The sequence below is a fragment of the Streptomyces turgidiscabies Car8 genome (assembly GCF_000331005.1).
GTDB lineage: Bacteria > Actinomycetota > Actinomycetes > Streptomycetales > Streptomycetaceae > Streptomyces > Streptomyces turgidiscabies.
Window position 1 is genome coordinate 1 of record NZ_AEJB01000326.1, and the last position, 13,144, is coordinate 13,144.

The 13,144-nt window shown below is 70.9% G+C and carries 8 protein-coding genes and 2 pseudogenes; 7 read left to right on the forward strand and 3 right to left on the reverse strand.

Annotation, left to right across the window (positions count from 1 at the left end):
- Window positions 1–15: 15 nt before the first annotated feature.
- Window positions 16–1,770 (reverse strand): DUF5605 domain-containing protein, encoded by a 1,755-nt coding sequence (locus tag STRTUCAR8_RS21720; RefSeq protein WP_006378046.1) that lies wholly within the window; start codon window positions 1,768–1,770, stop codon window positions 16–18.
- Between the two features lie 74 nt (window positions 1,771–1,844).
- Window positions 1,845–2,834, reverse strand: coding sequence for a sugar phosphate isomerase/epimerase family protein (locus STRTUCAR8_RS21725; RefSeq protein ID WP_006378050.1), 990 nt, complete (start codon window positions 2,832–2,834; stop codon window positions 1,845–1,847).
- A gap of 166 nt (window positions 2,835–3,000) precedes the next feature.
- Between STRTUCAR8_RS21725 and STRTUCAR8_RS21730 the strand changes: the two genes are divergently transcribed.
- The 4 genes from STRTUCAR8_RS21730 to STRTUCAR8_RS21745 are packed head-to-tail and all read left to right on the forward strand — an operon-like array spanning window position 3,001 to window position 7,437.
- Complete coding sequence (locus STRTUCAR8_RS21730; protein ID WP_006378052.1) at window positions 3,001–3,882, forward strand: transketolase; 882 nt, start codon at window positions 3,001–3,003, stop codon at window positions 3,880–3,882.
- Window positions 3,879–4,907, forward strand: a complete 1,029-nt coding sequence (locus tag STRTUCAR8_RS21735; protein ID WP_006378055.1) for a transketolase family protein — start codon at window positions 3,879–3,881, stop codon at window positions 4,905–4,907. Before STRTUCAR8_RS21730 ends, STRTUCAR8_RS21735 begins: the two co-directional genes overlap by 4 nt.
- Window positions 4,904–6,406, forward strand: coding sequence for an FGGY family carbohydrate kinase (locus STRTUCAR8_RS21740; protein ID WP_006378049.1), 1,503 nt, complete (start codon window positions 4,904–4,906; stop codon window positions 6,404–6,406). The genes STRTUCAR8_RS21735 and STRTUCAR8_RS21740 overlap by 4 nt, the downstream gene beginning before the upstream one ends.
- Window positions 6,407–6,447: 41 nt before the next feature.
- Window positions 6,448–7,437, forward strand: coding sequence for a sugar-binding transcriptional regulator (locus STRTUCAR8_RS21745; protein WP_006378051.1), 990 nt, complete (start codon window positions 6,448–6,450; stop codon window positions 7,435–7,437).
- Between the two features lie 69 nt (window positions 7,438–7,506).
- Here the strand turns inward: STRTUCAR8_RS21745 and STRTUCAR8_RS55685 are convergent.
- Window positions 7,507–8,732 (reverse strand): annotated as a pseudogene (locus STRTUCAR8_RS55685) (IS30 family transposase).
- A 156-nt stretch (window positions 8,733–8,888) separates the two neighbouring features.
- On the opposite strand from STRTUCAR8_RS55685, the gene STRTUCAR8_RS21755 reads away from it, so the two are divergent.
- From STRTUCAR8_RS21755 to STRTUCAR8_RS21765, 3 genes and pseudogenes are all read left to right on the forward strand, one after another.
- Window positions 8,889–9,395, forward strand: a complete 507-nt coding sequence (locus STRTUCAR8_RS21755; protein ID WP_044472624.1) for a GNAT family N-acetyltransferase — start codon at window positions 8,889–8,891, stop codon at window positions 9,393–9,395.
- Between the two features lie 7 nt (window positions 9,396–9,402).
- Window positions 9,403–9,742 (forward strand): annotated as a pseudogene (locus STRTUCAR8_RS55380) (IS630 family transposase); the annotation flags it as partial.
- Window positions 9,743–9,986: 244 nt separating this feature from the next.
- A partial coding sequence (locus STRTUCAR8_RS21765; RefSeq protein ID WP_006378047.1) for a hypothetical protein occupies window positions 9,987–13,144 on the forward strand: 3,158 nt, incomplete at its 3' end.

A 13,144-nucleotide genomic window follows, 5' to 3' on the forward strand; every position in this document is an offset into this window, starting at 1 on the left:
GGCCTGGTCTGATGCTCAGTCCCCCACCGCCCGCAGGCGGACCGCGATGTACGGCCGGCCCGGCAGCGGCAGTGTGAAGTCCCCTTCGTACGTGCCGGGAAGCTCGCTGACCGTCATGTTCCACGTGTCGAGGACGTCGGCCCGGTAACGGACACCGGGGCGAAGCAGGAAGGTCCGTCGGCGGGGCTGGCCGGTGCCGAAGTAGGCGAGCAGTTGGCGTCCCTCGACGCCACCGAACGGGAAGTCGAAGGGCGACGGGAGCGGTTGGATGCCGGGCAGGTCGGCCGGAAGTTCCTCGAGGACACCGCGCAGAAATCCCAGGCGTGCCGCACTCTCGCCCTTGAGAGCACCGCCCTTCGCCCACCACAGCACGTCGTCGTCGGCCAGCCAGCATTCTCCGTGGGTGACGTATCCACCCCGGACCACGCCCTCCCAGCAGCGGCGGACCAGTTCCTCAGGTGTGAGGTTCCCCCAGCCCTGTTCGATGTCGCCCTCGTAGCCCAACTCGTCGAGCACCACCGGCTTCCCCCAGCGGGAGCGCCAGTCCGCCGTCCCCGCCGGAGGCTTCTGGATGCTGCAGTGTGTGACCCACTCGGCGTCGTTGTCCCAGATCTCGATGCAGTCGTGCACGCTGATCAGATGTCCGTGCGGGTCGTGCGCGCGGATCGAGGCCGCGATCCGGTGCCAGTCCTCGGTGTTCTTGGACCACACCAGGTCGTACTCGTTGGCCAGCGACCACCACACGTTGGGCAGCGCGGCGAGCCTGGAGACCAGGTAGCGAACATAGCGCTCGTCGGCGGCCGGGCTCATGTCGGAGAAGCCCCAGCGGTCGTACGGGTGGAAGAGGATGAGGTCGGCCTCGATGCCCAGCTCGCCGAGCTGGACGATCCGCTCCTCCAGGTGCCGGAAGTAGGCGGGGTTCGGCCGGCGGAAGTCCCAGCCGGACTCGGGTGAACCCTCGAAGGGGTACAGGGGCGGTTCGTTGCTGTTGAAGAGGTACGACTTCGGGAAGACGCACATCCGGATCTTGTTGAAGGGGGCGTCGGCGAGGGTCCGGAGGGTCTGCTCCTCCAGTTCGGCGCCCTGGTGGGTCCACGCGTACGCGGTGGTCCCGACCGGGAAGTAGCGGGTGCCGTCGGTGTGGCGGAAGTGAAATTGTTCGTGGACCCGTACAGGACCGTGATCGTGCGGACGGGCGGGGCCGCAGTGGAAAGTACCTTCGACCGAATCCAGGGAGCGGGCGTTGCTCGCGGTGCGGAAGGTCCAGGTTCCCTCCTCGTCCGGCAGGAAGCGGATGCGGTAGGTACCCGCTCCGTCGTAGAAGCCGTGCGCGGTCAGCGTGCGGTCACCATGGCGGAACTCCGCGCGGAGTGCGAAGTCCGTGAAGGGGTTGCCGTGCTCGGGCCCGTGCAGCTCCAGTTCGAACGGCTGCCACCGCGTCGCGGCTTCCTGTCGCACGCACCGGGCACTGCCGATGGGCACGTCGGCCGACTCGTGGTCGGGAGACGGGACGATGTCCGTCTCGGCGGCCGGGGACGTCGGTTCGACGACCGCCTCGGGGACGGTGGCCAGTTCGGCGTAGAGGGTGTCCTGGACTTCGGGGTCGGTCCGCAGCCGCTCGACGAAGAACGAGAGCTGCCGCAGCGTTCCGTATCTCAACTGGACCGTCGTCAGCTCGTCGTCGAGGCGGGGCACGTGCTTGCGCACCACGGCTTCGGCCTGCTTGTCGCGCAGGACGTCGCCGAGGACGGATTCGGGGCCGTAGGGCATTCCTGATTCCTTGGAGGCGTGGATGTGTACGGAGAAGGCGCCCGGTGGGACGACCTGCCGCCTGCCGGGCTGTGTCAGCCCAGCAGGGCCGTGCGGACGATGCGCTGGACGGCCATGGCGTCGTGCGCGGACTGTGCGGCGCGCAGTTCGGGCAGCGGCAGACGGGCCGCCTTGTCCTCCAGCGCGCGCAGCGTGGCGACGGATTCGCGGACGGCGTCCGCCGGGTCCTCGCGGTAGGGGAAGAGGTCCAGTTTCAGCGGCTGGTCCCAGCCGATCTGCCGGACCACGTGGAGGAACTCCAGGGTCTCCACGAGGTGGAGTGATCCGGCGGTCAGATCGTCGTCCCACTCCCGGTAGTTGTCGTCCAGTTCGATGTCGACGAGCCGGCCCATGGAGTGGGCCAGAGTGAGCACTTCGGCGGGGTTCTCCTTGGCGAAGAGCGAGTGGCCGAAGTCCACGACCAGACCGACGTTGTCCACGCCCATCTGCTCGATGGCGAGCAGGCTGGTGGCGGCCGTCGACCAGAAGAGACGGTTGCGGGGCTCCTTGAGCTTGTACTCGATGGCGAAGGTGACGTCGGGGAAGTTCCGGGCCACGTCCCGGATCCCCTCGATCGCATGGCGGCGCAGATCGGCGTAGTCGACCTGGAAGGGGTAGTCGTAACCGTCCTGGCCGGGCCAGAACTTCACGTAGCGGGCTCCGAGTCGGGCGGCCACGTCGACCGATTCGTGGGCGAGTTCGACGGCACGTCTGCGGGCGGAGGTATCGGCGCTGGTGAACGAGCCACTGCGGAAGCCGCGGTCGTAGATCACCGGTGTGATGTTGACGGCCGACAGACCGTGCGCGGTGAGGGCCTTGCCGACGTCTTCGACGGTCACATCCCCGTCGAAGGGGTAGTTGAGGTCCAGACCGACCAACTGCCCCGATGCGGCGGCCAGTTCGATGGCCCGCAGGGTGGGCACATTCGGACCGTAGCCGTCGGTGGCGTAGCGGTCGATGATGCGGCCGAAGGTCCACATGCCGCCGGTGAACGTGCGGTCGGCCGGGGTCGTCTCAGGCTTCATGATCGACCTCCTGAATTTTTATTCACATTATTTCCTTTCAGCTGACCGGACGCTAGGTCGGCACTCGACCGACTGTCAAGGCCGTCAACAGGGGCTTGACGGCCACGACAACCAACCTTCACCATCCGGGTGTAATAGATATCAATCACTGAATGGATATTCACTAATGTTGACCGCTGATCCGAGTGCCGCCGCGGAGTACCGCCGACTACGGCGCTCCCTCCGGTCCGAGCGCCCTCACGAGACCGTCGAGCGACTGCGCGCCATGTCCACGGAGATCCGCCTCATGGTTCTCGACATGATCGACAAGGCGGGGATGGGACACATCGGCGGCGACTTCTCCGTCACCGACATCCTCGCCACGCTCTTCGGAGCGGTCGTCGACGTCGATCCAGAGCACCCCGACGCACCCGGACGCGACCGGTTCATCCTGAGCAAGGGCCACTCCGCCGCGGCCCTCTACGCCACACTCGCCCACTGCGGATACTTCCCGCGCTCGGAACTCGCCGGCTTCACCACCGCCGCGTCCGCGCTGAACGGGCACCCCAACCGCCGCAAGGTGCCCGGTGTCGAGACCAACACCGGCCCGCTCGGCCACGGCCTTCCCGTCGCGGTGGGCTGCGCTCTCGGCGCCCGGCTGCGGGGGGACGACAGCCGGACCGTGGTCGTCCTCGGTGACGGGGAACTGCAGGAGGGCAGCAACTGGGAGGCGGCGATGACCGCCGGACACCAGGAGCTGGCAGGGCTGTACGCCGTCGTCGACCGAAACCGGCTCCAGCAGGGAGCCCGTACGGAGGAGACCGTCGGCCTCGACCCGCTGGCGGAGAAGTGGGCCGCCTTCCGCTGGGAGGTGCGCGAGACGGACGGCCACGACCACGCGGCCCTGCTCGCCGCCTTCGCCCCTTCGACGAGCGGACGGCCCGTCGCCGTCATCGCCCACACCGTCAAGGGCAAGGGCGTCTCCTTCATCGAGGACCGCGCCGAATGGCACCACAAGGTGCCCGACCAGGACCAGGTACGAGCCGCCGTCGAGGAGCTGACCCGATGACCGAGACCACTTCCCCGGCGAGGACGGCCAGCCAGACGGCCGACCCGACTGCCGAGACGGTCGACCACCCTCTCGTCGATGCGCCCGCCTACGACTGCCGGCAGGCCTTCGCCGAGGAGCTCATCGCGCTCGCCCGCGAGGACAGCCGTGTGGTCGTCGTGTGCAACGACTCGGTGGGCTCCAGCAACCTGTCCGGCTTCCGCGACGAGTTCCCCGACCGCCTGATCAACGTCGGCATCGCGGAGCAGAACATGGTGGGCGTCGGGGCGGGTCTCGCCAACGCGGGTTACGTGCCGTTCGTCTCCGCCGCCGGCCCCTTCCTGACCGGCCGCGCGCTGGAGCAGATCAAGGCCGACTGCGCCTACAGCGGCCACAAGGTCATCCTGTGCGGTCAGAGCCCCGGCATGGCGTACGGCGAACTCGGTCCCACGCACCACTCGGTGGAGGACCTGTCCTGGCTCCGCGCGGTCGCCGACCTCACCGTGGTCGTGCCCACCGACCGCGCCCAGACCCGCGCCGCCGTCCGTTGGGCCCACTCCCACGACGGGCCCAGCTATCTCCGCGTCCCTCGTTTCAAGGTGCCCGACGTGACTCCGTCCGGCGCCCCCTTCGTGCCGGGGCACGCGCTGACGTTGCGGGACGGAAGCGACGTCACCCTCGTGGCCATCGGCACGATGGTCCCGCGCGCGCTGATCGCCGCCGACCGGCTGGCCGCCGAGGGCATCTCGGCCCGGGTGCTCAACACCCCCTTCGTCGACCCCCTCGACGAGACCACGATCCTGCGGGCCGCCGCCGAGACCCGGGCCATCGTCACGGCCGAGGAGGCCACCGTCAGCGGCGGCCTCGGCGCGGCCGTCGCCTCGCTCACCGGCCAGCACTCCCCCGTCCCGCTGCGGCTGCTGGGCGTGTCCGGCTTCGCACCGACCGGCAGCCCCGAAGGACTGCTGGAGCACTTCGGACTGACCGCCGACGCCGTGCGGCGTGCCGCGCGCGAAGCCCTCGGTCTGCCATCCTCGGCGTCATGACGCCCGCCTCCCCACTCCTCCTCGCCGTCGACCAGGGGACCTCCGCCACCAAGGCACTGCTGATCGACGGCGCCGGCTCTGTCGTGGGCTCGGCGTCGGTGCCGGTCGGCGCCGCGCATCCGCGCCCCGGCTGGGTGGAGCAGTCCGCCGAGGAGATCTGGCGCAGCGTGACCCGGGCCGTCGAGGCGTGCCTGGCCGGACGGGACGGCACACAGGTGGCCGGCATCGGCGTGTCCAGCCAGCGGGAGTCGTGTCTGCTCTGGGAACGGGCCACCGGGCAGCCGCTCGGGCCGGTCCTCGGCTGGCAGGACCGCCGTACGGCACCCGCCTGCGCCAAGCTGCTCGCCGACGGACTGGGCCCGCTCGTCCGCACGACGACCGGCCTGCCCCTGGACCCGATGTTCAGCGCCCTGAAGGCGCAGTGGCTCCTCGACACGTACGACCCGGACCGCACCCGGTCCCGGCGCGGCGAGCTGTGCCTGGGCACCGTCGACTCCTGGCTGCTGTGGCAGCTGAGCGGGCGCACCAGCCACATCATCGAGATCGGCAACGCCTCCCGCACCCAGCTCCTCGACGTACGCACCCGGGACTGGGACGAACGGCTCCTGGACGTGTTCGGCGTACCCCGTGAGGTGCTGCCCCGGATCGTGGCCTCGACGGGCCCCTTCCCCGTCGCACGAGGTCTGTCTGCGGTGCCGGACGGCACTCCGGTCGGTGCCGTCCTCGGCGACTCCCATGCCGCCCTCTTCGGCCACGGCGTCTTCGCCCCCGGCAGCGTGAAGGTGACGTACGGCACGGGCTCGTCCGTCATGGGCCTGATCGACACCCCGGCGCAGGCGGAACACTCACCCCTCTGCCTGACCATCGCCTGGGACGACGGCACGCCCGCCTACGCCCTGGAGGGAAACATCCGCTCCTCCGGCGCCACGCTGCGCTGGCTCGCCGGCCTGCTCGGCACCGAGGAGGGCGCCCTCGCCGCGAGGGCGGCGCCGGATGCCGCAGGCGTGCACCTGGTCCCGGCCTTCGGCGGGCTCGGCGCGCCCTGGTGGGACAACGAGGCCGCCGGGCTCGTCTCCGGGCTCACTTTCGCGGCGGGCCTGCCCGAGCTCGCCCGGGCCGCCCTCGAATCGATCGCCTTCCAGGTCGAGGACGTCGTCGCCGGGCTAGACGCTCCGGGCACCCCGGTCGCCACCCTGCTGGCGGACGGCGGCCCCACCGACAACGTGACGCTCATGCAACTGCAGGCGGACATCTCGGGGCGGACCCTGCTCCGTCCCCGCGCCCGTGCCATGTCGGCCCTGGGCGCGGCACACCTCGCGGGGTGCTCCCTCGGACTGTTCACCAAGGAGATCCTGACCGCTGAGACGAGCGCGGCGGACATCTACCACCCTCAGTGGTCGCCCGGGCAGCGCGCGCGTCGCCTGAGTGCCTGGCACGAAGCGGTGTCACGGGCAAGGACGACGTCCACGGGGGCGCAGGGCCCGGCGATTTCGCCATGACGGCTCCGCCCCGGCAGCCGGGGATCAGTAGGGTGCGGGGTGTGTCCCAGCGTTCTGACCTCACCAGCGGCGAATCCGTCGACAAAATGCGACTGATCGTGCGCGTGGCCCGCATGTACCACGAGCGCGGCATGCGCCAGGCCGACATCGCCGACGCTCTGGGCCTGTCCCAGGCCGGCGTGTCCCGGCTGCTCCGCTCCGCGACAGACCAAGGCGTGGTACGGACCGTCGTCGTCTCACCGCCCGGCATCCACAGCGATGTCGAGGACGCCCTCGCCGAGCGCTACCACCTGACCGACGTCGTGGTCCTCGACGACGAGGACCAGCCGGAACACGCACGCACGTTGCTGCGCGGCCTCGGATCGGCGGCCGCAAGTCATCTGGAGACCGCCTTCCGCTCCGGCGACCTGATCGGCGTCTCGACCTGGAGCGAGACACTGCTGGCCGCGGTGGAGACGATGCAGCCCGCCAAGGCGGCCGGAGCCTCCCAGGTCGTCCAGCTCATGGGCGGTATCGGTGACCCCCGCAGCCAGGTGCAAGCGACCCGTCTGACCGCCCGCCTCGCCGAACTCACCGGCGCCACCCCGCTGTTCGTCCGCGCACCCGGACTCGTCGGCTCCGCGGAAGCCCGCCTGTCCCTGTTGCGCGATCCAGCGGTCCTGGAGGTCAGCCAGGCATGGCAGCAACTCAGTTCCGTCCTGGTGGGCATCGGAAGCCTCGAACCGTCGCCCCTGCTCCAGCTGAGCGGCAACGCGGTGGCCGAGGAGGAGATCACCCGACTGCGCGCCCTCGGCGCGGTCGGCGACATCTGTCAACGTTTCTTCGACGAGAACGGCGTCCACGTCGACGCCGGACTCGGCGAGCGGACGATCGGCATCTCCGTCGACCAGCTGCGCACAGTCCCGCGCCGCATCGCCGTCGCCGGCGGTGAGCGCAAGTACACGGCCGTCCGCGCCGCGGTGCGCGGCCGCTGGATCACCGCACTGATCACCGACATCGCCACGGCTCGACACCTGCTCGACGAGCCCTGAACTCGACTCTGATGCTCCTGTGCGGATCCGCAGCCACGGCGGATTCCCGTCGTCGTCGCAACACGGTGATCATTCCAGTGTTGCGACGAGCTCAGCGACGAGGTTCGCGGGGGTGTTCCCGTCGAGGGTCTTGCGGGGGCGGTTGTCGAGTTCGGCGGCGACGAAGGCGAGGTCCGCGGCGCCGAACACGGACAGACCGGTGCTCTTGGGGGAAGTACTGACGCAGCAGGCCGTTCGTGTTCTCGTGAGAGCCGCGTTGCCACGGGCTGGCGGGCTCGCAGAAGTAGACGGGGATGCCGGTGGCGCGGGTGAACTCGTCATGTCGGCTCATCTCGCTGCCCTGATCCCAGGTCACCGAGCGGGCCAGCTCGGCGGGGAGGTCGCCGAGGGCGTGGACGAGCGCGTCGCGGACCTGCTCGGGGCCCCGTCCGCAGAGCAGGTGGAGGATTTTGTCGTAGCGGGTGGACCGGTCGACCAGGGTGCCGATCTCGGACCGGCGCCCTTTCCGACGATCAGGTCTCCCTCCCAACTGCCCGCTATTCGAAGGTCGTTGAGTTCCCCCGGGCGTGATTGAGCAGAGTGCCGGGGTCGATGAACCGGGTGGCGCGTTCGTCGGGCCGGCGGCGTCGACGGCGAGCGGGCCGGCCGCTGCGCAGGAGGCCGGGGGTGCGCTCCAGGCTGCCGCGGTGCGGCAGATGGACGGCCTGGTAGACGGTCTCGTGCGCGAGGTGCAGCTCGGGCTCGTCCGGGAACGCGGTGCGCAGGGCCTGGCAGATCTGCTCCGGGCTCCACCGCCGGTCCCGACGCTGTTGGATGAACTCCTTCAGCTCCGGGTCACGCCGTATCGTGCCCTCCTTCGAGCGGGCGCGGCGTACGGCCGCCCGGCGCTGCGCCTGGAAGGGGTGGTACCTGCCGGTGCGTGGGTCGCTGTCGCGCCGCACCTCCCGGCTGATCGTGGCCGGGCTCCGGCCGGGCTCCCGGGTGATCGCGCGCAGCGAGTTCCCGGACGGGAGCAGATCGGCGATGACGAACCGCTCGTCCTCGGCAAGGAACCGGTCTGAAGTCCTGTCGCGATGCCGCTCCTCGGTGATCGGCGCGTAGACGCGCTCGCGCCCGGTCCGGTCGACGTCTTTGCGTCCGTACCTCCAGCGCGTCCCGGTCCTGCGGTTGATCCCCACCTCGCGGCACGCCGGCGAGTTGCTCATCCCTTGCGCCATGAGGCGAAGGTAATGATCACCCTTGTCCGCCAACGGAGCAGGTCCGCGCTTCTTCGAAGTTCGACGCGGCTTGGCCATCGCAACACCCCTCAGGGTCAGGTGTCACAACCACCTCTAGAACCCAAGCCGCCTTACTGGGGCCGCTGAACACCGTTCTGACCAACCACCAGGGGCCCGCTGTCACGGAACCCTTAATTCGGTGGAGCCGTCCGGCCGGTCTTGGACAATGCACTAATGCATATCCGAGCCGTGCACCTGGTCGAACTGCCCATCCTCCAGGACATCGAGAGGGCCGCCGGGCAGTGCTTCCGAGACATCGGCATGTCGGAGATCGCCGACGACGAGCCGCTCCCGCTCGGCGAACTCGCCCGCTACCACCACGCCCGGCTGGCCTGGGTTGCGGCCAACGACGCCGACATGCCGGTCGCCTACCTGATCGCCGACCGTGTCGACGGAAACCTCCACGTCGAGCAGGTGTCGGTGCACCCGGACGTCGCGCGCCGCAGAATCGGCCGTTTGCTTCTGGACCATCTGGCAGATCACGCCACGAGCGAGAGGGCGCCCGCCCTGACCCTCACCACGTTCACTGAGGTCCCGTGGAACGCCCCCTACTACGTACGTTGCGGTTTCCAACTCCTGGAGGACAGCGGGCTCACTCCCGGCCTGCGGCAGATCCGTCGGCGTGAAGCGGCACACGGCCTGGACCGGTGGCCTCGGGCCTGCATGCGCCGGGCGCTGTGAACTGCGGTGCCGCCACCTGCGCACTCTCTACCCGCCCGAGATCCGCATCGCGATCGTCTGCGACAGCTTCTCCCCGCACCTGACGACCAAGAGGTACCAGCGGGTCGGCACCTGGGCCATGGCCAACAATGTCGAGATCGCCTACACCCCGGCCAACAGCTCCTGGCTGAACCGGATCAAGGCCCAGTTCACCGCCCTGCGCTACTTCACCCCCGACGGCACCGACCACGCCGACCACAGGGAACAGGGAACAGGGCAGCATGATCCGTCGCTACATCATCTGGCGGAACCGCCATGGCGACGACAAGCGCCTCCGCGCCGTGGTCGACAGCGCGAACGTTGCCTGATGCGTCACCAACTTCGCACCGCAGCGCCGCACTCTCGCGCGCAGACTGTCCGGCGCCCGCCACGACGACATCCGTCCCCGGAGAGCCGCACGTTGGCACACGACCGGCTGACGGAGTAGCAGACCGAGCCTGCGCAGGCCGCCACAGAGCCCGCACAGACAGCCACACAGGTCGCCGCACGACGACCCCCGCCCCGCCGAAATCCGAAGGCGCCACCCCCCGCCCGCCAGGCAGAATCGCCCTCATGTCCCAGCGCACCGAACACCTGCTCGCAGCCGTCGACCGGCTCTCCTACCCCCACCGCATGCGTGAGCTGGCCTCCGCTGCCCGGCGCGCCGCGGCAATGGGGGCGGTCGACGAGCTTGTGACCGGGCTCGCCGCCCACGGCGTCCACGGACGGCGGCTCGCCGCCACCGCGGCGGACATGGGGCGCCACGACGCGTATCTGGAGGGCTGCCTCGCGGACCCCGACCGCCTCGTCCGCGCCCCCGCGATCAGGGCGCTGCTGCAGGGGCGGCTCACAGACGCCACGGTGATCGAGGCCGTCGAGGACGCACCCGCCGCCGTGCGACAGCAGCTCGTGCACGCCATCGCCGTGGCGGGGCGTACCGGCCTCGCCGAGGCGCTGGTCGAGCCGACGTACCGTCGATGGGGCGCCGAGGCCGCCGCGGAACTGCTCGCCGCCTGCACGGCGGAGACCGCCGCCCGGCTGTTGCCCCGCCTGTTCCGCGGACTGAGCTCCTACCGGCTGCTCGCCGCCCGCCATCCCGCTCTGCTGCTCGCCGAGATGGAGCGGCAGCTCGACACCCTCCCAGCCGTCGTACGGGACGGCTGGCTGGCGTCCCACGCGGACGCGCTCGCGCTCCTCGCCGACCGGGATCCGCTCGGCGTGCTGGCTGTGCTCGAGCGTTACGAGACGCTGCCGATGCCCGTGGACCGCAAGCTGCACCTCCTGGCCGATGCGGATCCCGGCCGCACGGTGCGGCTGCTGCTACGCCCTAAGCTGAGGGCCCGGCTGAACAGCGGCCACCTCGAACCCGCCGTGCTGCGCCGCCTCGTCCACCACACACCGCCGGAACTCACCGACCTCGCCTGCGCCTGGAACAACAACGCAGCCGCTCTCGCCCGGCTGCTGGCCTGCCTGCCGCCCTCCCGCCGCGGCGCCCTGTTCGACGCGGCGATGGAGGGCAGGGACCTCACCCACGCGGACCTCAGCCCCGCCCTGCTCGACGTACTGCCGTACGAGCGGCGCACCGCCGAGGCTCGGCGGATAGCAACGCTGGCCCGCGGCAGGGGCGCGCACTGGACGGAGATGCTGACGGCAGCCGCCTATCTGCCGCCGGACGAAGTCCGTGACGACCTTCTCACCGCCGTCCGCCGCTCCGCCGCGGGCGACCGCGCCACGGCGTACCCACTTCTCGTCCGCAACGCGGCACGCTCCCGCGACCCACAGGAAGTGAGCCGGTTGCTGCGTGCGCTGCTGCGGCTGCGCAATGAACAGGACCCGGTCCGCAGCGCCGCCCTCTCCGCACTGGCGGAGGTGCCCCCTTCGCTGTTCACGGAGGACGCCGCCGAGGACCTCGGACGAATCGCCATCGACGCCGTCGAAGCCCGCGACTCCTCCTGGAGCACCCGTCACGCGCTCAGCGCGCTGGCTCTGTCCGTGCTGCGCGAGCACGCCCTCACGGGCGGCACGCGGCTCATCGGCTGGGCCCTCGACACCCTAACCCGGCTGTCCGGCCACACCGGCGGCGCGAACGTCGGCCGCCTCGACATCGTGCTGCGGCGCGGCCAGGAGTACGAGGTACTGGCGGCGCTACGGCCATGGCTGGAGGCCGCCACCGACAAGGCCGACTACTCGCTCGTCTTCGCACTCGTACGGGCACTCGGGCGGCGCGCGTGGGAGATGGCCGAACTCCAGGAGTACCTGTGGCAGGCCGTCCAGTTCGGAAACGACGCGTCCGTCCGCACCGCCGTCGACCTCTGGCTGGAGCAGCCGAAGGGGCGCGACGAGCGGGTGGAGCGGATCGTGCGGCTGGAGCCGTCCGCCGCCGTCCTGCCGTCCGTTCTGAGAGTCCTGACGGGGCGGCGTACGGACCTGCTCGACCCGCTGCTGGCCGACACCCCACCATACGGCCGGTTCCTGACCACCCGCAGCCACTGGACGCCACGCACCTACCGGGCGCACCGCTGGGTGCCGCGCCAGCAGCGGGCGGCGGCGGAGCTGCTCGCGCGCACAGCGGGCGACACGGGGCAGCCGGTGCATGTGCGCGTCCAGGCCCTCTCGGCGGCGGCGGTGATCCCGGAGGCGGGCCTGGAGGTCGTCCGCCGCTACACGGGATCGTCGAACGTCCCGCTGGCGGAGGCGGCCCTCGGCGCACTGCCGTGGACCGACCGCCCCGACGAGGCGCTGCCGCTGCTGCTGGAGCACGCGGGCGGCGACCGCGCCCGGGTCGCGGTCTACGCGGCGACGCGGGCCGCGCAGTACGTCGCGCCGTCGCGGCTCGCCACAGAGCTCCGCAGGCTGCTCACGCCGAAGGACCCGCGGACGGTGAAGGTCACCAGCCGCAAGGAGGCGGTGCGCCTCGCGGCGACGATGCTGCCCCCGGCGCAGGCGGCGCCGCTGCTGCGGGAAGTTTTCGAGCTGCCCGGGCAGCACCACGACGTGCAGTCGGTTTGCGTCGCGTTTACCCAGGGGATGCTGGCGGAGCCGGCCAGCTGGCCCATGCTGGAGTCGGCCGCGCAGGGACGCACGGAGCTCCGTCAGGAGCTGGCACGGGCGGCCGTGGCCGAGGTGGACGAGGAGCATCGGGCCAGGTACGCAGGGCTGCTGCATCGCGCCTGCGAGCCGCTCGAACCGGAAACAGCTGCGGCGCTGTTCCCAGTGCTGGCGGAATGGGCACCGTGGCAGCCGGGGATCACCGAGATGCTGGTGGCCGCCACCACGGACCTTGCCGATCGGGCGGTGTGGGCGATGGCCGGGCAGGAGCTGGTGGAGCTCGCGGCGGACGACGACGGCCCGTACCTTCGGGCCCTGCGGGCGATGCTGGAAGCCACAGGAGACCCGGACCAGCCCGACGCCGAGCCCGAACGTGACCAGCCGGCCCGGCAGCGGGCCGCGAGCCTGCTGCGCCACCTCCTGTCCCACCATCGCTACCGGGGCGGGGGCCGGCCGACGGCGGACGTGCTGCTGCGCGCCGCCGACACCGCCGCCGCCGCCGGGCACGAGGATTTCGCGCGCCCCGTCGCCGAACTCCGGCTGTTCGCCCTCGAACTGAACGAGGACGCCACCGCGCTGTCGTCGGGCCTGCGCCGATTGGCTGCCGACTGCGAAGGACGTCCGCTGCTCGCCCGGGACATCGCCGAAGGGCTCAGCTCGCGGCTCAGCTCGATCAGCGGCCC

Excerpts from the sequence above, each read along its gene's own strand:
- STRTUCAR8_RS21720 (WP_006378046.1), bottom strand. The coding sequence starts at position 1,770 with ATGCCCTACGGCCCCGAATCCGTCCTCGGCGACGTCCTGCGCGACAAG.
- STRTUCAR8_RS21725 (WP_006378050.1), bottom strand. The coding sequence starts at position 2,834 with ATGAAGCCTGAGACGACCCCGGCCGACCGCACGTTCACCGGCGGCATG.
- STRTUCAR8_RS21730 (WP_006378052.1), top strand. The coding sequence starts at position 3,001 with ATGTTGACCGCTGATCCGAGTGCCGCCGCGGAGTACCGCCGACTACGG.
- STRTUCAR8_RS21735 (WP_006378055.1), top strand. The coding sequence starts at position 3,879 with ATGACCGAGACCACTTCCCCGGCGAGGACGGCCAGCCAGACGGCCGAC.
- STRTUCAR8_RS21740 (WP_006378049.1), top strand. The coding sequence starts at position 4,904 with ATGACGCCCGCCTCCCCACTCCTCCTCGCCGTCGACCAGGGGACCTCC.
- STRTUCAR8_RS21755 (WP_044472624.1), top strand. The coding sequence starts at position 8,889 with ATGCATATCCGAGCCGTGCACCTGGTCGAACTGCCCATCCTCCAGGAC.